Source organism: Sporosarcina saromensis, assembly GCF_054901285.1.
This window is the reverse complement of the sequence record NZ_CM142738.1, coordinates 2,897,408-2,916,383: the sequence shown is the minus strand read 5'-3', so window position 1 is coordinate 2,916,383 and position 18,976 is coordinate 2,897,408. Positions and strand designations below refer to the sequence as shown.

At 41.4% G+C, this 18,976-nt stretch carries 17 protein-coding genes; 15 read left to right on the top strand and 2 right to left on the bottom strand.

Going from position 1 to position 18,976, the window contains the following annotated elements; all coding sequences use genetic code 11:
* The first annotated feature begins 15 nt into the window (after positions 1-15).
* Positions 16-579 carry a ComE operon protein 2 gene (locus tag ACVHUV_RS14975; RefSeq protein ID WP_317942204.1) on the top strand — a complete coding sequence of 188 codons (564 nt, stop codon included), beginning with the start codon at positions 16-18 and terminating at the stop codon, positions 577-579.
* Entirely contained in the window at positions 576-2,867 is a 2,292-nt protein-coding gene (locus ACVHUV_RS14970; protein WP_462085141.1) for a DNA internalization-related competence protein ComEC/Rec2, read from the top strand. Before ACVHUV_RS14975 ends, ACVHUV_RS14970 begins: the two co-directional genes overlap by 4 nt.
* A gap of 58 nt (positions 2,868-2,925) precedes the next feature.
* Here the strand turns inward: ACVHUV_RS14970 and ACVHUV_RS14965 are convergent, their stop codons facing one another.
* Positions 2,926-3,060, bottom strand: coding sequence for a YqzM family protein (locus ACVHUV_RS14965; protein WP_317942202.1), 135 nt, complete (start codon positions 3,058-3,060; stop codon positions 2,926-2,928).
* Between the two features lie 158 nt (positions 3,061-3,218).
* On the opposite strand from ACVHUV_RS14965, the gene holA reads away from it, so the two are divergent.
* On the top strand, positions 3,219-4,238 hold the full coding sequence (gene holA / locus ACVHUV_RS14960) for a DNA polymerase III subunit delta (protein WP_462085140.1): 1,020 nt from the start codon (positions 3,219-3,221) through the stop codon (positions 4,236-4,238).
* A gap of 45 nt (positions 4,239-4,283) precedes the next feature.
* On the opposite strand, the gene rpsT is transcribed toward holA, so the two are convergent.
* Positions 4,284-4,535 carry a 30S ribosomal protein S20 gene (gene rpsT, locus ACVHUV_RS14955; RefSeq protein ID WP_317942200.1) on the bottom strand — a complete coding sequence of 84 codons (252 nt, stop codon included), beginning with the start codon at positions 4,533-4,535 and terminating at the stop codon, positions 4,284-4,286.
* Between the two features lie 167 nt (positions 4,536-4,702).
* Between rpsT and gpr the strand changes: the two genes are divergently transcribed.
* The 12 genes from gpr (at position 4,703) to deoC (ending at position 18,879) form a co-directional block, all read left to right on the top strand.
* Positions 4,703-5,746 carry a GPR endopeptidase gene (gpr, locus tag ACVHUV_RS14950; RefSeq protein ID WP_462085139.1) on the top strand — a complete coding sequence of 348 codons (1,044 nt, stop codon included), beginning with the start codon at positions 4,703-4,705 and terminating at the stop codon, positions 5,744-5,746.
* A gap of 42 nt (positions 5,747-5,788) precedes the next feature.
* Entirely contained in the window at positions 5,789-6,619 is an 831-nt protein-coding gene (spoIIP, locus tag ACVHUV_RS14945) for a stage II sporulation protein P (RefSeq protein WP_371389500.1), read from the top strand.
* Positions 6,620-6,890: 271 nt separating this feature from the next.
* Entirely contained in the window at positions 6,891-8,714 is a 1,824-nt protein-coding gene (lepA, locus tag ACVHUV_RS14940; RefSeq protein ID WP_371389501.1) for a translation elongation factor 4, read from the top strand.
* A 146-nt stretch (positions 8,715-8,860) separates the two neighbouring features.
* Entirely contained in the window at positions 8,861-9,994 is a 1,134-nt protein-coding gene (hemW, locus tag ACVHUV_RS14935) for a radical SAM family heme chaperone HemW (protein WP_371389502.1), read from the top strand.
* 95 nt (positions 9,995-10,089) lie between these two features.
* Entirely contained in the window at positions 10,090-11,145 is a 1,056-nt protein-coding gene (gene hrcA, locus ACVHUV_RS14930) for a heat-inducible transcriptional repressor HrcA (protein ID WP_317942195.1), read from the top strand.
* A complete protein-coding gene (gene grpE / locus ACVHUV_RS14925; protein ID WP_462085138.1) occupies positions 11,145-11,759 on the top strand; it encodes a nucleotide exchange factor GrpE in 615 nt (204 codons plus the stop codon). Before hrcA ends, grpE begins: the two co-directional genes overlap by 1 nt.
* 41 nt (positions 11,760-11,800) lie before the next feature.
* Complete coding sequence (gene dnaK / locus ACVHUV_RS14920; RefSeq protein WP_317942193.1) at positions 11,801-13,639, top strand: molecular chaperone DnaK; 1,839 nt, start codon at positions 11,801-11,803, stop codon at positions 13,637-13,639.
* Positions 13,640-13,915: 276 nt separating this feature from the next.
* The gene (dnaJ, locus tag ACVHUV_RS14915) at positions 13,916-15,040 is read left to right on the top strand and encodes a molecular chaperone DnaJ (protein WP_317942192.1); all 1,125 of its coding nucleotides are present in this window, start codon (positions 13,916-13,918) and stop codon (positions 15,038-15,040) included.
* A gap of 15 nt (positions 15,041-15,055) precedes the next feature.
* Positions 15,056-16,000, top strand: a complete 945-nt coding sequence (gene prmA, locus ACVHUV_RS14910; RefSeq protein WP_317942191.1) for a 50S ribosomal protein L11 methyltransferase — start codon at positions 15,056-15,058, stop codon at positions 15,998-16,000.
* Positions 16,001-16,002: 2 nt separating this feature from the next.
* On the top strand, positions 16,003-16,743 hold the full coding sequence (locus ACVHUV_RS14905; RefSeq protein ID WP_317942190.1) for a 16S rRNA (uracil(1498)-N(3))-methyltransferase: 741 nt from the start codon (positions 16,003-16,005) through the stop codon (positions 16,741-16,743).
* Positions 16,744-16,759: 16 nt separating this feature from the next.
* Positions 16,760-18,100 carry a tRNA (N(6)-L-threonylcarbamoyladenosine(37)-C(2))-methylthiotransferase MtaB gene (gene mtaB / locus ACVHUV_RS14900; RefSeq protein WP_317942328.1) on the top strand — a complete coding sequence of 447 codons (1,341 nt, stop codon included), beginning with the start codon at positions 16,760-16,762 and terminating at the stop codon, positions 18,098-18,100.
* A gap of 107 nt (positions 18,101-18,207) precedes the next feature.
* Positions 18,208-18,879, top strand: coding sequence for a deoxyribose-phosphate aldolase (gene deoC / locus ACVHUV_RS14895; RefSeq protein WP_317942189.1), 672 nt, complete (start codon positions 18,208-18,210; stop codon positions 18,877-18,879).
* Positions 18,880-18,976: the final 97 nt, after the last annotated feature.

Here is an 18,976-nt window from a genome sequence, read left to right as displayed (position 1 = left end):
TTTGGAGGCATACATATGGAGCGAATTACATGGGATCAGTTTTTCATGGCGCAATGCCATTTACTAGCAGTCAGAAGCACATGTACAAGGCTTGCTGTAGGTGCAACGATCGTTAGAGATAACCGGATAATTGCAGGCGGTTATAATGGCTCGATTTCAGGTGGAGATCATTGCATCGACAATGGATGTTATGTTGTGGACAACCATTGCGTCCGCACCATCCATGCTGAAATGAATGCATTATTGCAATGTTCCAAGTACGGGAGTCCTGTGGAAGGTGCGACGTTATATGTCACACATTTTCCGTGCTTGCAATGCTCAAAAGCGATCATCCAGTCAGGCATAAAGAAGGTCAATTATGCAACTGATTACAAAAATGATGCTTATGCGATAACGCTTTTTGAACAATCAGGCGTCGAAGTAAAACACATTCCTTTTGACGAAAGGGAAGTGGACTTCACGAAGGATTTAAAAATTGAGCTTATGCATGACTTGCTTTCAAAAATGGAGAGCGTTGGCACTCCGCATGAAGAACTCGTTCCATTCAGACAAAGGATGGATGACTTATTTGGAAAATGATCGGTCAAATACGTCTGATCTATGTGATGATACCGTTGACCGTATCGGCATTTGCTGTGTACGGTCAGGTTCATTTACTGGCACTTAATCTCCTTCTTATCCCCATCTTTCTTCGTAGAAAACAAGATTATCTGACCCCCATTATTGCATTGGCTACGGCAATTATTTCTTATACTTTTTTCTCTACACAAATACCTTTTTCCAATGAATTCGTTGTTGACGTGATTGATATTCGATGGACGGACAAAGTGAAAGTCGATGGCGGTTCACTTAAAGGGTTTGCGAAAACACAAACTGGTGACGTCGTCTATGTTATTTATCGGATTGAAAGTGAACGTGAGAAAGAGCAATTTCAGTCTATGCATATTCCATCTTTACAAATGAAACTAGCTGGGACTTTCAAACAAATTCCAGAGAGTGCACATGCGTATTCCTTTCAAATGGATTCATACTTACGAATGAATGGTGCTGCTAATTTGTTTGAATCAGATATGTTGGTAGAAGTCCGATATGCAAACGGTTTGTATTCATCGCTAAGTGCACATCGATGGTCGGTGCAACAGCATATTGAACGACTATTTCCAGTTGATTTGCAAACTGAGGCGAAAGCGTTATTAATAGGTGATCGTAGTGGGATGTCAGACGAACTGGCAGCTACCTATCGTACATTAGGCATTACACATTTGTTTGCGATCTCTGGACTTCATGTAGGATTGTTGACATACCTTATACGCGTTTTGCTCATTCGAATGAATATCAGAATGGAAACCGTGGATACGTTGCTCGTTATCCTTTTACCTCTGTACGCTGTGCTTGCAGGAGGCGCACCTTCTGTATGGCGGGCGGTATTGGTCACGATGCTTGTTTTATTAACAGCTACTGGAAAAATGAAGATGAAGACAGACGATGCATTAGCCCTTAGTGCCATCCTTTTTATTAGTTGGCAACCGTATGTCGTCTTCCAGCCTGGATTTCAAATGTCCTATGTGGCTGCTTTTTCCCTCGTTTACTCCAGTACGCTCTTATCGAGGGCACAGTCACCAATAGTAGTAGCTTTTCTCGTTACGGCGATTACACAAATTGCATTATATCCAATTTTGTTGGTGCATTTTTATGAACTGTCTTTGTCTTCTTTTTTCGTGAATCTACTTTATGTACCGTTGTATGCGACGATTATTTTACCAGCAAATATTTTGTTACTTGTGTTAACATATGTTGCGCCAGTCCTTGCTTCAATTAGTTTTACCTTGTATACACCCTTGAGAGTTTTGGTAGAAGAAGGTACTTTTTTCTTAGCTTCGCTTCCTTTTCAATTATGGACTCCTGGTAAACCGCATCCTCTATTTGTAACGATGGCACTGATCGGTAGCTTGGTCTTTTTCATCAAAATAGAACAGAGGAGAAATCTATTCTATGCTTCACTTTTCCTACTTGTCCCAGCATTATGTATACAGTTTACACCTTATTTGGATTCGACGTTACGCGTAACGTATGTAGATGTCGGGCAAGGGGATGCAATTGTTATCGAATTGCCGAGTCGTAAAGGTGTATATGTGGTGGATACGGGAGGAGTCGTCAGGTGGGGTGAAAAAGATTGGAGGACACCTGAAAAAGAGTTCGAAGTAGGGAGAAGAATTGTTTTTCCTTATTTAAAAGGGAAAGGTATTACGAAGGTAGATAAGCTAATCCTTACGCATGCAGATAGTGATCATATGGAAGCTGCGGATGAAATAATAGAAGAAATTGAAGTGGTGGAAATTCATATTGCGCCGCATACTGAGAAGGAAGAGACGATGAAAGAAGTATTGGAACTGGCGAGAGCGAAGCAAATACCGGTGTTAACCGTATCTGAAGGGGCTACGTGGTCTAACTCGTCAATCTCTTTCACTTACCTCGCACCAGATGAAGGAATTTATAAAGGAAATGATAGTTCGCTTGTTTTGTTCATGCAAACAACAGGGCCGAATTTTCTTTTTACTGGTGATTTGGAACGTGACGGGGAAAGTAAGCTCATTCGGGACTACCGACATATCAATTGGGGGGAAGTCTTCTTAAAAGCGGGTCATCATGGCAGCCGGACATCGAGTTCAGATGCTTTCATCGAAATGATACGACCGACAGTAGCCATCTTGTCGTATGGGAAGGACAATCGCTATGGCCATCCGCATCAAGAAGTGGTAGAGACTTTTCACAAGTATAATGTGAAGACGTACTCAACTGCTGAAGATGGATCAATAACAATTTCGGTAAATAAGGGGAAGTATGTCATTTCAGCTACAAGAAATTGATAAGACGGTCTTGTCTAGTTCAATTAAGGACTAAACAGACCGTCTATTCATCGTACAATTATTGTGCGACGAAGTCGATAACTGTAGCAATAACGAAAATTGCAGAAAAAGCTACGAATGCGACAACAAAGCCGACACCAGAATCAATTAAATCATTGCGTTTTGACTGTACGTCATGTTCAAACTCATTCATTGCTACACCTCCAATTCCTATATAGTATAGATGATAATGACTAAAAAATCTATATGTAACGATTTATTCGTAAGACTTTATGACAAACGACACAAAGTGTTCATAGTTAGGGGAACGTGCTGTATAATGAAAACAGCTTTAGACTGGAGGGGAAATTTGTGGTCAATGCAATTTGGAAAAAAATCAGTAACGGTAATATCGAACCGGTCTATTTGCTTACGGGAATCGAACAACAGTTGATTGATACAACGATCCAACGGCTTATCAAAGCGATGCCTGATATTGACGCAGCAACGGTGATTCGTTTTGATTTAGAGGAGACGCCGATAGAAGCTGTCATTGAAGAGGCGGACACGCTGCCGTTTCTAGAAGAACGAAAGCTCATTATTGCCAACCATGCAACGTTTTTAAAAGCTGCTGATAAATCAAAAGAGAAAATTGTACATAATGTTTCATTGTTAGAGCAATGGCTGGAAAATCCTTCGCCTACCGCTGTCGTGGTGTTTGTTGCCCCTTATGAAAAATTGGACGGTCGAAAAAAAATTACGAAACTGTTCCAACAAAAAGCAGTCGTTGTCGAAACATCTCCGTTAACTGGTGGAGATTTAACGACTTGGGTTCAACAGGAAGCAGCGAGTAGAGGAATTACAATTAGCGGAGAAATTGCGCAGTTGCTTGTTACGATGGCAGGAGATAGTTTGCTCGTGTTATCGTCAGAAATTGCAAAGATTGCGATGTACATGGACGGTGATGGAGAAGTTACTGGGCAAATTGTTGAAATGCTCGTCCCTCGTCAACCCGAAATGGATGTATTCAGATTGACGGATGCTTATATGACAGGAAATGTACCTGAAACGATCAAGATTTACCATGACCTCTTACGAAACGGTGAGGAACCAATCATGTTGACTTCACTTATAGCGGGACAAATCCGTTTGATGATTCATGTGTCGTCACTGGTGAAAAAAGGGTATCACCAACAACAGATCGCGAAAACGTTGAATGTGCATCCTTATCGCGTAAAATTGATTATGGAAAATCGACGGATTCCATCGATGCAACGGTTGTTACGAATTATAGAGCGACTCGCCCATATTGACCATCAATTAAAATCAACTGGTGGGAAGAGGGAGAGAGTGTTGGAAATTTTCTTTATGGATCCAATGCGAGGCGAATGAAAAAGGCTGTACCTTGTCCATGTTAACAAGGTACAGCCTTTTCTCTTATAGCGCCTTTTTTGTAAGACGTGCTTTTTGACGAGCAGCTGTGTTTTTGTGGATTAGACCTTTACGAGCAGCTGTGTCCAATTTTTTAACTGCGTCTTTCAAAAGATCAGTAGCGTTCTCTTCTTTATTGACGATCGCAGTGTCAGCTTTACGTACAGCAGTACGCATAGCAGCTTTAATTTGTGAGTTTTGCTCATTTGCAGCAGCACTTTGTTTAACGCGCTTAATAGCACCTTTAATGTTTGGCATTCCATTCACCTCCAATTTCAGGTAAGGCAAGAGTGTTTCCATAATTACCATCCGGATATCTCTATACAACATTAACATTTTAGCAAAATGAGCGCAAGAACGCAATAAAAATATGCAAAGAATATTTCCTTGACACAACGTGCAAACTGCATCATGAGGTGATGACAATGGAAAAGTTGAATTTCTTCCGTACGGACTTGTTAGTAGAACATGAAGAGATGGTACGCCATCGGACTGAGCAAGAAAAAGAAACATTAAAAAAATCCAACGGCGTATTATTCGACGAGCAAAGAAAGGGTAGAGTCATTGTTACGTCTGTAACGATAGATGCTGAAGGTGAGAAACGTATTGGGAAAAAGGCAGGAAAATACTTGACGTTGACATGTCCAACGTTAACTCCATCTGACACAGATGGATTGGAGGAGTTGACGAACGTATTAAAAACGAAGTTGGCTGAAATGACAGCGCACATTCCGAACTTGCAAAGTGGGAAAATATTATTGATTGGTCTTGGCAATCGTGAAGTGACACCGGATGCAGTCGGGCCATTGACAATGGACCGTATGAAAGAAATCGTTCCTCACTACTATTCAGATGAGGGAAGTGAACTTTATGTCTATGCGCCAGGTGTCACAATCCAAACAGGTCTTGAGACAGCCCATTTTGTCAAAGCAATCGTTACGGAAATTAAACCGGACCTTTTAATTGTTGTGGATGCGTTAGCCGCCCGAGACAGTTCGAGATTATGTAAAACCATTCAACTCACGGATACGGGAATCCATCCAGGATCGGGAGTAGGGAATAGCAGAAAAGAGGTATCCCGTGAAACATTAGGGGTGCCTGTAATCGCAATTGGCATTCCGACAGTCGTAGATGGACCTGTGCTAATCGCAGATGCCATCAATACGTTATTCAATTACATTGCAACAAAAATTGAAGAAGAAAATAGCCCTTCTTCTCGCTTGTCTGTTTCTCCTTGGCTACGTAGTGAAAATAAAAATGCAGATCAATCGACATTGGTACCCATTTTTGGAGATTGGACAGCTTGGCCACACGAAGAACGGGTTCAATTGTTTGAAGAAGTTTTGGCAAACCATGAGTTGAATACGTTCATCTCCCCAAAAGAAATCGACTCATGGGCATATCAATATGCAGACTTACTTGCGACTGCTGTTACGGATTGGATGGAAACGATAAAAACGAGTCATTGACCTCCTTCTTCAAGCATATAGTTTTAGACGGGGGGATGTCGCTTGAAGAAAAATATGCAAATTTGGACCGTTATCGTATTCGCTCTTTTCCTGTTCCCGGTGATCATTCAATTTATACCGGAAGAATCCAAAATCTCCAACACTAAGATCATTAAAGAGAACGCATTGATCGTGTATGCATCCAATGTTGTTGAGGAAGAAGTTGAACCTGTCGTTCCGACTGAAGTGACCGCTGGCAAAGTGTTATTGTACTACACCCATTCTCATGAAGCGTATGAACCGATGACGAAAGCCGCGGATGGCAAAGTAGCCGTTTCACACCATACGGAAAACATCATGAAGATGGGAGAAAAACTGAAAAACCAACTAACCATCAATGGATTGGAAGCAGAAGCGATTGAAGTGGACATTATGAAAGAAATGCTGAAAAACCGTATTCCTTATGCGAGAGCCTATAAAGAAATCCGACCTCACGTTAAAAAACGTTTAGCCGAAAAAGAGTATGATCTCATTATAGATATACACCGGGATGCAGTCGGACCGGAATTGACAACGCTCGTCCATGAGGGACAGCGTTATGCAAAAGTTGCGTTTGTTGTCGGGACGGATCATGCCGGATATAAACAAAACGAACAGCTTACAAAACAATTGAAGTTGCAAATGGAAAAAAGGATACCTGGTATTACACGAAATGTAATTTCTAAAGGTGGAGCAGGTGTCGATGGCAAGTACAATCAAGATTTACATCCGAAAATCATCTTGATTGAACTAGGAGGCATCGGAAACAACGAAGAAGAGTTGAATCGGACAATTGGCGTCATTGCAGAAGCTGTGAAAGAATTGGTGGAGCAAGGAGAAGGAACTGAAAAATAAGTGTTTGAGCGGAACGGTGACAATTACAAGGCTTGCAACATAAAAATCGTCCTAAACGATTATCTAAGTAGGATATCGTATGGACGATTTTTTGTTTACTATAGGACAACCCTTTTTCCGAAAGCCATTCTTTATCTAATGCCATTCATCTGTTAGACTTGAGAAGCCTACATAGTATCTATAGTAGTTTGGAATTTGAAATAAGAAAATGTAACATGTTTATCAGTTATTTGCTATAATGCAAATAGCTTATATAGGAGTGAACTGACAGATGAATCATGAAGAGAGAATGGCACGTCAAAAGAATATACGAAACTTCTCCATTATCGCGCATATCGACCATGGAAAATCGACATTAGCCGATCGATTATTGGAAAAGACTGAAACCGTTAGCTCACGCGAATTGAAGTCGCAAACATTGGACTCCATGGATTTAGAGCGTGAAAGAGGAATTACGATCAAGTTAAACGCGGTACAATTGAAATACACAGCTAAAAATGGTGAAGATTATACGTTCCATCTAATCGATACACCTGGGCATGTCGATTTCACGTATGAAGTATCAAGAAGCCTCGCAGCTTGTGAAGGGGCAATACTTGTAGTAGATGCAGCACAAGGAATTGAAGCGCAAACATTAGCGAATGTGTATCTAGCGCTCGATAATGACCTTGAAATATTGCCGGTTATTAATAAAATTGATTTGCCAGCAGCAGATCCTGACAAAGTGAAACAGGAAATTGAAGATGTTATTGGTCTGGATGCCTCTGAAGCTGTACACGCTTCCGCAAAAGCGGGCATCGGTATAGAAGAGATATTGGAACAAATCGTTGAAAAAGTACCTGCTCCTACCGGAGATCCAGAAGCACCACTAAAAGCTTTGATTTTTGACTCGCATTACGATCAATACAAAGGTGTCATCGTTAACATTCGTATCGTTGAAGGAACCGTTAAACCGGGTGATAAAATTCGCATGATGGCGACAGGTAAAGAGTTCGAAGTCATTGAAACAGGAGTCTTTACTCCGAATGTTTCTTTACGTGATGAACTATCTGTCGGAGATGTTGGGTTTTTATCAGCTGCCATTAAAAATGTCGGTGACACACGTGTCGGTGATACAGTAACGAACGCTAAAAACCCAGCGAGCGAGCCGCTTCCGGGATACCGTCGAATGAATCCTATGGTATTTTGTGGATTGTATCCAATTGACTCATCGAAATACGTAGACTTACGTGAAGCGCTTGAAAAGCTCGAACTCAATGACTCTGCACTCGAATACGAAGCTGAGACATCCCAAGCGCTTGGTTTCGGATATCGTTGTGGATTCTTAGGTCTTTTGCATATGGAAATCATTCAAGAGCGTATTGAGCGTGAATTCAAGATTGACCTCATTACAACGGCTCCGAGTGTTATTTATAATGTTGTTTTGACTGATGGTACCCAAAAGAAAGTGGACAACCCTTCCATGATGCCCGACGCTCAAAAAGTGGATTATGTAGAAGAGCCATATGTAAAAGCGTCGATTATGGTTCCGAACGAATATGTTGGTTCAGTAATGGAACTTTGCCAACAAAAACGTGGAAACTTCAAAACAATGGATTACATGGATGCATCACGTGTAAACATCATTTATGAACTACCGCTCGCGGAAATCGTTTATGACTTCTTCGATCAGTTGAAATCAGGCACGAAAGGCTATGCTTCCCTTGATTACGAGTTAATCGGTTATAAACAATCGAAACTTGTGAAAATGGACATCTTGTTAAATGGTGAGCAAGTAGATGCTTTGAGCTTCATTGTTCACCGTGATTTCAGCTATGAACGTGGAAAAGCGATTGTCGAAAAGTTGAAGACATTAATTCCGAGACAACAATTCGAAGTGCCGGTACAAGCAGCGATTGGACAAAAGATTGTTGCGCGTTCAACAATCAAATCCATCGGTAAAAACGTATTGGCGAAATGTTACGGTGGAGATATTTCACGGAAACGGAAATTGTTAGAGAAACAAAAAGAAGGTAAAAAGCGTATGAAGCAAGTCGGTTCTGTTGAAGTACCGCAAGAAGCATTCATGGCAGTTCTTAAAATGGATGAAGAGTAAAAGGAGACGGGGGTCCGAATGGGACTCCTTTTTCTATGGAATCCGTTCATTTGTAGCAAGCGACTTGATAAGGTAAACTAATTGGATGTAGAAGATCCAACGCTATTGTTTAGACCATTAGCAGTTTAGAAAGGAGCACACTTTTTATGCGAGGCATGTACATTCATATTCCTTTCTGTCATCAAATTTGTCATTACTGTGATTTCAATAAAGTATTCTTTCAAAATCAACCAGTGGATGCTTATATCGAATCCATCGGAACGGAACTTTCGATAATGGTGGATGAAGGGCATTCATTCAACGAGTTAGAGACGGTGTTTATAGGAGGTGGAACACCGACCTCCTTATCAGAAAAGCAGTTAGAACGCTTACTCGAAATCGTTCATCAATTTGTGGATGTTCGTTCATTAAAAGAGTTTTCAACTGAGGCGAATCCAGATGAATTGACAGCAGGTAAGCTGGCGGTCTTAAAAAACGGAGGCGTAAACCGATTAAGCATTGGTGTCCAATCTTTTGATGAACAACTATTGAAACGAATTGGACGGACACATGGCGCGAATGATCCGATAAAGGTGGTTCAGGATGCAAGACGCATCGGTTTTGAGAACATTAGCATTGATTTAATATACGGACTACCCGATCAAACAATGCAACAATGGAAAGAGACGCTTGACCTTGGGCTGGGACTTGACTTGCCTCATTACTCAGCGTATTCATTAATCGTAGAACCGAAAACTGTGTTTTACAACTTAATGAATAAAGGGAAATTACCTCTACCGGGAGAGGACGCCGAAGCAGAAATGTTTGAGGTCCTCATGGAAAGAATGCATAAAGAGGGCAAGCGGCAATATGAAATTAGCAATTTCTCTGTACCAGGTCTTGAATCGGTGCACAACCTCATTTATTGGGAAAATGATGAATATGCCGGAATTGGTGCTGGTGCGCACGGGTATTTGAATGGTTGGCGATATGCAAATCTTGGCCCGTTAAAAAAATACATGGGCAGCTTAGAGTCGCAAGCTAGACCCATTATGGAACAACATGAAGTGACGCAAACGGAGGCGATGGAGGAAGAGTTGTTTTTAGGCTTACGTAAGCTGTCAGGTGTTTCAACGCACACATTTCATGAGAAGTTCGGGAAAACGCTTGAAGATGTGTACGGAAAAGTGCTCAACGACTTAAACCAAAAAGGGTTAATTGAATTGACACCGACTCGTATTAAACTGACGAGGAAGGGAATCTTTAGGGGCAATGAAGTGTTTCAACAATTTCTTATGTAACCTCGAGTTTATCCGTTGACAGTCAATCGTCAATTTGATAAATTATGAGTAGTATTAGCACTCGCTTATAAAGAGTGCTAACAGGAGTGATGATCATGTTGACAAACAGACAATTGCTTATTTTGCAACTGACGGTTAACGATTTCATCGAGTCCGCACAACCTGTCGGGTCAAGGCAGTTATCTAAAAAACCGGAAGCGCCTTTCAGTCCTGCAACGATTCGGAATGAAATGGCTGATCTGGAAGAACTGGGTTATCTTGAAAAAACCCATACTTCTTCAGGAAGAATCCCTTCTGACAAAGGATACCGTTTTTATGTCGATCATTTACTGACACCAGAAAAATTGACAGTGGAAGACAGTGTCCAATTGCGTTCCATTTTTCAGGACCGCGTTGTAGAAACAGAAGAACTCATTCGTAATTCCGCGAAGATTATTTCTGAATTGACGAATTACACAGCAGTATTATTAGGGCCAGACATGTCCATGCACTCCGTGAAAAGGTTCTCCATCGTTCCGTTGGATGAAACAAAAGCGGTCGCAATTATCGTTACCGACAATGGGCATGTTGAAAATCGGGTTTTTGACGTGCCAAATGGTATGCGCGCATCCGATATTGAAAAAATGGTCAATATTTTAAATGAACGTCTAGTAGGAACCCCGTTAAGCTTTCTTCAAAACAAGCTTGCCCGTGAAGTGAAAATGATTTTTGACCAACATGTACACCAAGCTGGTGACTTGTTTGCTTCGTTCCAACGGGCTATGACAATCAAGCCTGAAGAACGTTTATATTTTGGCGGTAAAATGAACATGATGAAGCAACCGGAATTCCATGATTTTCAAAAGATGAAATTGTTTTTTGAAATGATGGAAAATGGCATGCCTGCTATGACTTTTTTCCAAGATGACAAACAAGGAATTCATGTACGAATTGGTTCTGAGAACAACAATAATGCAATTGAAGACTGTAGTGTCATCACCGCTAAATACGCTGCAGGTAGTAACGTAACAGGTGCAATTGCAATTATCGGACCAAAACGGATGGATTATGGTAGAGTCATTACGATGTTGGATATTTTAAGTGGTGATTTATCTAAAGCACTTGGAAAATTGTCAATAGGCGGCGACGGATTGGACAGGAGGAAAGATTGATGGCTGAAGTGACTAAGAAAGAAACAGAGGAAACCGTTTCACAACAACAGGTTCCTGATGAGGCTGAACACGAAGTTCAACTAGAAGAAGATCAGCAACCTACGAACGGAACTGATGAAGGTGAGGACCAACTAGCTGGTGAACCTGAAGAAGTTGACGAGAAAGAGGAACGCATTCGTGAATTGGAAACAAAACTCCAAGAGCAAGAAAATAAGTTGCTGCGTGTTTTAGCAGACTTCGAGAATGCCAAAAGAAGAGCAACTCTTGATAAGGAAGCGTTAAACAAATACAAAGCGCAAAGTCTTCTGACAAACCTCTTGCCAGTATTGGACAATTTCGAACGCGCGCTTGCTGTAGAAGTCAAAGCGGAAGAAACACAATCTCTACTTACGGGTATGGAGATGATTTATCGAAATCTGATGGATTCACTGAAAGGTGAAGGATTAATAGAAATCGAAGCGCAAGACCAGGAATTTGATCCGAATTTCCATCAGGCCGTCATGACAGACAGTGACCCTGACAAAGCCTCAGGTATTGTGCTTCAGGAGCTCCAAAAAGGGTATATGTTAAAAGATCGTGTTCTTCGACCAACAATGGTTAAAGTTAACGAATAATAATTACTTGTTGAGACGCATTTATTTAGGAGGAATTTAGAATGAGCAAAATTATTGGTATTGACTTAGGGACTACAAACTCAGTAGTAGCAGTCTATGAAGGTGGAGAAGCGAAAGTAATTCCGAATCCGGAAGGCAACCGCACAACGCCATCTGTTGTAGCGTTTAAAAATGGTGAAAGACAAGTTGGTGAAGTCGCTAAACGTCAATCCATTACAAATCCAAATACGATTATGTCCGTCAAAAGACATATGGGTACAGATTACAAAGTAAAAGTTGAAGATAAAGAGTACACGCCACAAGAAGTTTCTGCAATGATCCTTCAATATATGAAAGGATATGCAGAAGAATATTTAGGCGAAAAAGTAACGAAAGCAGTTATTACAGTGCCGGCTTATTTCAATGACGCACAACGTCAAGCGACAAAAGACGCTGGTACGATTGCTGGTTTAGAAGTTGAGCGTATCATTAACGAACCAACAGCTGCAGCATTAGCATATGGTTTAGATAAAACAGAAGAAGATGAAACAATCCTCGTCTATGACTTAGGTGGCGGGACGTTCGACGTATCTATCCTTGAACTTGGTGACGGTGTATTCCAAGTCCGTGCAACGGCGGGAGACAACAAATTAGGTGGAGATGACTTTGATGATGTCATTATCGACTACCTTGTACAAGAGTTCCGCAAAGAGAACGGCATTGACTTGTCAAAAGACAAAATGGCGATGCAACGTTTGAAAGATGCGGCAGAAAAAGCGAAAAAAGACCTTTCTGGTGTAACATCAACGCAAATCTCATTACCATTCATCACTGCTGGAGAAGCAGGTCCTCTTCACTTGGAAATTTCTCTAAGCCGTGCGAAGTTTGATGAACTGACTGCGAACCTAGTAGAGCGTTCAATGGTGCCAACTCGTCAAGCGATGAAAGATGCTGGTTTGTCTCCATCTGAAATTGACCGTGTCATCCTTGTTGGTGGTTCTACACGTATCCCGGCAGTTCAAGAAGCAATTAAGAAAGAAACAGGTAAAGAGCCTTTTAAAGGCGTAAACCCTGATGAAGTAGTTGCAATGGGTGCAGCGGTTCAAGGATCCATCATCCGTGGAGACGTGAAAGACGTCGTCTTATTGGATGTAACGCCACTTTCCCTTGGTATTGAAACAATGGGCAGCGTGTTTACAAAATTGATTGAACGGAATACGACAATTCCTACAAGTAAATCACAAGTATTCTCGACAGCAGCTGATAACCAACCAGCAGTAGACATTCACGTGTTACAAGGTGAGCGTCCAATGGCAGCAGACAACAAAACACTTGGTCGTTTCCAATTGACAGATATTCCACCAGCACCACGTGGCGTTCCACAAATCGAAGTAACATTTGATATCGATAAAAATGGTATTGTAACTGTTAAAGCGAAAGATCTTGGAACGCAAAAAGAACAAAACATTACAATTCAATCTAGCTCTGGTCTTTCTGATGATGAGATTGATCGCATGGTAAAAGACGCTGAAGCAAATGCAGAAGAAGATAAAAAGCGCAAAGAAGAAGCAGACTTGAAAAATGATGCAGACCAACTCGTATTCATGGCTGAAAAAACAGTTAAAGACTTGGAAGGCAAAGTTTCTGAAGAAGAAGTCAAAAATGTTGAAGAAGCAAAAGAAGCGTTGAAAGCAGCAATTGAAGCAGGCAATTTAGAAGACATGCGTGCGAAGAAAGAAGCGCTTGAAGAAATCGTTCAACAAATGACAATGAAGCTTTATGAACAAGCTGCTGCAGAAGCACAAGCACAAGGTGAAAACGGCGAAGCAGGCAACCAATCGAAAGATGATGGTGTCGTAGATGCTGATTTCGAAGAAGTAGAAGATGACAAGAAAAACTAATTGATCGACCGATTGACGGAAAAGTCAAAGTCCGATATTCCGGCTTTGACTTTTTCTTTTTGAAAGATAAAGAAAGAAGTGGAGAAATGACCGCACTTTTGTCTCTTTTTTCTTACCGTGTTACAATAAAGCGAGTCTTCAACCTGTTGAGGGTTGGTAACGGGAAAATTTACGGGCAGTTGGGTTCCAATATGCATCTATTGAATTGTATGGATGCAGGAGTCTACTGCTCATTCATTTGAATAAGCAGTCAATGATTCATGGGAGAGTGGAATGATGAGTAAGCGAGATTATTACGAAGTGCTTGGCGTGCCTAAAACAGCTACAAAAGAAGAAATCAGAAAAGCCTATCGAAAACTTTCTAAACAATACCATCCTGATTTGAACAAAGAAGCTGGCGCTGAACAGAAATTTAAAGAAGTGACAGAAGCATTTGAGAACTTAAGTGACGACAATAAACGAGCACAATATGATCAATTCGGTCATGCTGGTCCAAATCAAGGCTTTGGTGGCTTTGGTGGTGGTGCTGCAGACGGATTCGGTTTTGAAGACATTTTTAGTTCGTTTTTCGGTGGTGGTGGTTCACGACGCCGTGATCCAAACGCGCCACGAAAAGGTGACGATCTCCAATATACGATGACAATTGATTTCATGGAAGCGGTGTTTGGTAAAGAAACTGAAATTGAAGTACCGCGTGAAGAAACTTGTGATACATGTTCTGGCACAGGTGCGAAAAAAGGTACACCTGTCAATACATGTTCACACTGTGGTGGTTCCGGTCAAATTTCAGTCACTCAAAATACACCACTTGGTCAAATGGTAAACAGACGGACATGTCCACATTGTCAAGGAACAGGAAAAATCATCCCTGAAAAATGTGGCACATGCCATGGTGCAGGTCGCGTAACAAAACGTAAAAAAATTAAAGTAACTATCCCTGCAGGCGTTGACAATGGTCAACAATTACGTGTGAGTGGTCAAGGTGAAGCAGGCATAAATGGTGGACCATCCGGCGATTTATATATCGTCTTCCGCGTGAGAGATCATGAGCGCTTCGTTCGTGAAGATGACGACATCTATTTAGAAGTACCAATGACCTTCCCGCAAGTTGCATTGGGAGACGAAATCGAAGTGCCAACAGTCCATGGGAATGTTAAATTGAAAATTCCTGCAGGTACACAAACTGGAACGAACTTCCGTTTAAGAGGCAAAGGGATAAAAAATGTCCACGGGCATGGGATTGGTGATCAACATGTCATCATTAAAGTGGTAACACCTAAGAAAATGACTGAAAAACAAAAGGAATTGCTACGTGAATTTGCTTCAATTGAAGGAAGTTCACCAGACGAGTTCTCAAGTTCTTTATTTGATAAAATCAAGCGGACGATAAAAGGCGATTGAAAGGGATGAATGCTGTTGAAGTGGTCTGAAATCTCCATCCATACGACACACGAAGCAACTGAAGCCGTTGCAAACATTTTACATGAAGCAGGTGCGAGTGGGGTGATCATTGAAGATTCCCATGAGCCTGATAAAATACATGAAGATCGATTCGGAGAAATTTACGAATTGAACAAAGATGACTTCCCTGCAGAAGGGGTCATTGTAAAAGCCTATTTGCCAGTCAACAGTTTTCTAATCGAAACAGTGAAGGAAATTAGTGAATCTGTTAATGATTTAGCAGATTACGGACTTGACATTGGTATGAATATTGTAAAAACGAACGAAGTGGATGAAGAAGATTGGGCAACAGCATGGAAAAAGTATTACCACCCAGTTAAAATTTCAGAACGTTTTACAATTGTGCCCACTTGGGAAACCTACACTCCTGTGGCTTCAGATGAATTAATCATTGAACTTGATCCCGGAATGGCTTTCGGAACGGGGACGCATCCTACAACGGTCATGTGTTTACAAGCACTGGAGAAGTATGTGAAAAAGGGCGATCGTGTCATTGATGTTGGTACAGGTTCTGGTGTTTTAGCAATTGGTGCTGCACTCCTTGGGGCATCTCATGTTCATGCATTGGATCTCGATGAAGTCGCAGTCACGGCTGCAAAAGAAAACATTCATTTGAACAAAGTGCATGAAACGATTCAAGTTACACACGGAAACTTATTGGACTCTGTCAAAGAGCCGGCATCTATCATCGTTGCAAACATTCTAGCAGAAGTAATCATGACATTCTCCCAGGATGCATTTGACATATTGCCAAATGAAGGGCTTTTCATCGTATCTGGCATTATTGCGCAAAAGAGAGACTTGGTAAAAGAAGATTTGATTGCAAAAGGATTTGAGATTGTAGAATCCGTTTTGATGGAAGAGTGGGTTGCAATTGTTGCTTCCAAAAGGAGTGCGTAACGATGCAACGCTATTTTCTGGATACTCCATTTAGTAATGAAGGAAATGCAACAATTACCGGAGAAGATAGTAAGCATATCGTAAAAGTAATGCGAATGACGGTCGGCGATACACTGATTGCTGTATCAGAAGGCGAAGCGTGCGTCGCGAGCATTATTCAGACTCAACCTGATGGGGTCACGATTAAACGGCAGGAAGGTTCTCTTCCCTTAAACGAGATGCCAGTCAAGGTGACGATCGCATGCGGATTGCCGAAAGGCGATAAATTGGATCTGATCGTTCAAAAAGGTACTGAACTTGGGATGCATGCTGTTATACCATTTGAAGCAGAACGGTCGATTGTCAAATGGGACGCAAAGAAAGGCGATAAAAAAGTAGAACGTTTACGTAAAATCGCAAAGGAAGCAGCCGAACAATGTCACCGGACGGTTATTCCGAATGTTAGTGAACCCTTGTCGTTCAAACAGTTAATCCAAGTTTCCTCTCAATACGATGTTTGTCTTTATGCAGATGAAGAAGATGCCAAAAGTGATCGTCCGAACAAGATTGCAGAGAGACTGAAAAACGTGTATGATAAACAATCAGTATTAGTTGTTTTCGGTCCGGAAGGTGGCCTATCCAGAAAAGAGACGGCGTCAATGTCGACTGCAGGATTTCTTTCTGTTTCATTAGGACCACGTATTTTACGCACCGAAACAGCTCCATTATACGTATTGTCCGCTATGTCTTACGAATTTGAATGAAAGAGGTGAGCAGCTAGTGTCTTCTGTCGCTTTCCATACATTAGGCTGCAAAGTGAACCATTACGAAACGGAAGCGATTTGGCAACTTTTCAAAGATGCTGGATATGAACGCGCCGATTTCGAGAAAAATGCTGATGTATATGTTATTAATACTTGCACAGTTACAAATACAGGAGATAAAAAGAGCCGTCAAGTCATACGGAGAGCAATCCGAAGAAATCCGGATGCGGTCATCTGTGTGACGGGTTGCTATGCCCAAACATCTCCGGCAGAAATTATGGCAATCCCAGGAGTCGATATCGTTGTCGGCACCCAGGACCGTACAAAATTGCTTGGGCTTATCGATGAATACCGTGTTGAGCGACAACCGATTAACGCTGTCCGTAACATTATGAAGAACAGAGTGTATGAAGAATTGGATGTTCCAGCGTTCACGGATAGAACTAGGGCTTCACTTAAAATCCAAGAAGGGTGTAATAACTTCTGTACATTCTGCATCATTCCTTGGGCGCGCGGGTTAATGCGTTCAAGAGATCCAGAAGAAGTAATACGTCAAGCTCAACAACTTGTAGACGCGGGTTATTTGGAAATCGTCTTGACGGGTATCCATACGGGTGGTTACGGAGAAGATTTGAAGGATTATAACTTGGCTCGCCTTTTAAGGGACCTAGAAACAAAAGTAAAAGGCCTGAAAAGACTTCGAATCAGTTCAATTGAAGCGAGCCAACTAACCGATGAAGTCATTGAAGTGCTTCGTCAATCCTCTACGATTGTGCGTCATTTGCACATTCCAATCCAATCAGGATCCAACACGGTTCTTAAGCGAATGAGAAGAAAATATACGATGGAATTTTTTGCAGAGCGTTTGGATCGTTTACGTGAGGCATTACCTCATTTAGCGATTACATCAGATGTCATCGTTGGTTTTCCGGGAGAGACAGAAGAGGAATTCATGGAGACGTATAATTTCATTAGAGATCATCGTTTTTCTGAATTACATGTCTTTCCGTATTCAAAGCGTACCGGTACACCTGCAGCAAGAATGGAAGATCAAATTGATGAAGACGTAAAAAATGAGCGCGTTCATCGATTAATTGAGTTAAACGACCAGCTTGCGAAACAATATGCAGCTGATTTCGAAGAAGAAGTATTGGAAGTCATTCCTGAAGAGAAATACAAGCTCGATCCAGCGAGCGGCTTGTATGAAGGCTACACAGACAATTACTTGAAAGTCGTTTTCCCGGCAGATGAATCAATGGTCGGTAAAATTGTCAAAGTCAAAATTACAAAAGCAGGCTATCCATATAATGAAGGTCAATTCGTCCGGACAATAGAAGCCGAAGCCACGCTTGTTTAAAAGAAACAAACACAGTCCACTCTATATCGGGTGGACTGTTTTAATGCGTTTGCGACAAAGGTTTGCTATGATGTAAGAGGTACATACATCTTAAGGAGGGTATTGCATTGAACAAAGATTACGCAGCGTTTATCGATCATACATTATTAAAAGCTGACACGACGAAAGAAGAAATTGTTACATTATGTGATGAAGCTAGGGAATACTCCTTTGCGTCCGTTTGTGTCAATCCAACATGGGTGAAAACTGCGAGTGAACAATTGAAAGGTTCACCGGTTAAAACATGCACGGTCATCGGCTTCCCTTTAGGGGCTTCGACTTCAGAAGTGAAACGTTTTGAAACGAAAGATGCTATTGCAAATGGCGCAACTGAAATTGACATGGTTATTAATATTGGTGCCTTGCGAAGCGGGCAGGAGCAGCTTGTTAAAGAAGACATTGAAGCTGTCGTAACCGAGGCGAAAGGAAAAGCAATTGTTAAAGTAATCATTGAAACTTCCTTGCTAACCGATGCAGAAAAAAGAACAGCGTGTGAGCTTGCAAAAGAAGCAGGTGCGGACTTCGTTAAAACGTCTACAGGTTTTTCTACAGGCGGAGCAACTGCAGAAGATGTTAAATTGATGCGTGGTGTTGTCGGACCTGAAATGGGCGTGAAAGCATCAGGTGGCGTTCGTAGCTTTGAGGATATGAAAAAGATGATAGAGGCTGGGGCAACGAGAATCGGAGCAAGCTCTGGTGTGCAAATTATGCAAGGTCTGCAAAGCGATTCTGATTATTAAGTCACACGAATGGCACTAAAAAATAAGTTCCTATTTCGCATCGATATTTTGAAAGTTTTTTATTGACCATCTAGGCATTGTGCGATATAATTTTTTA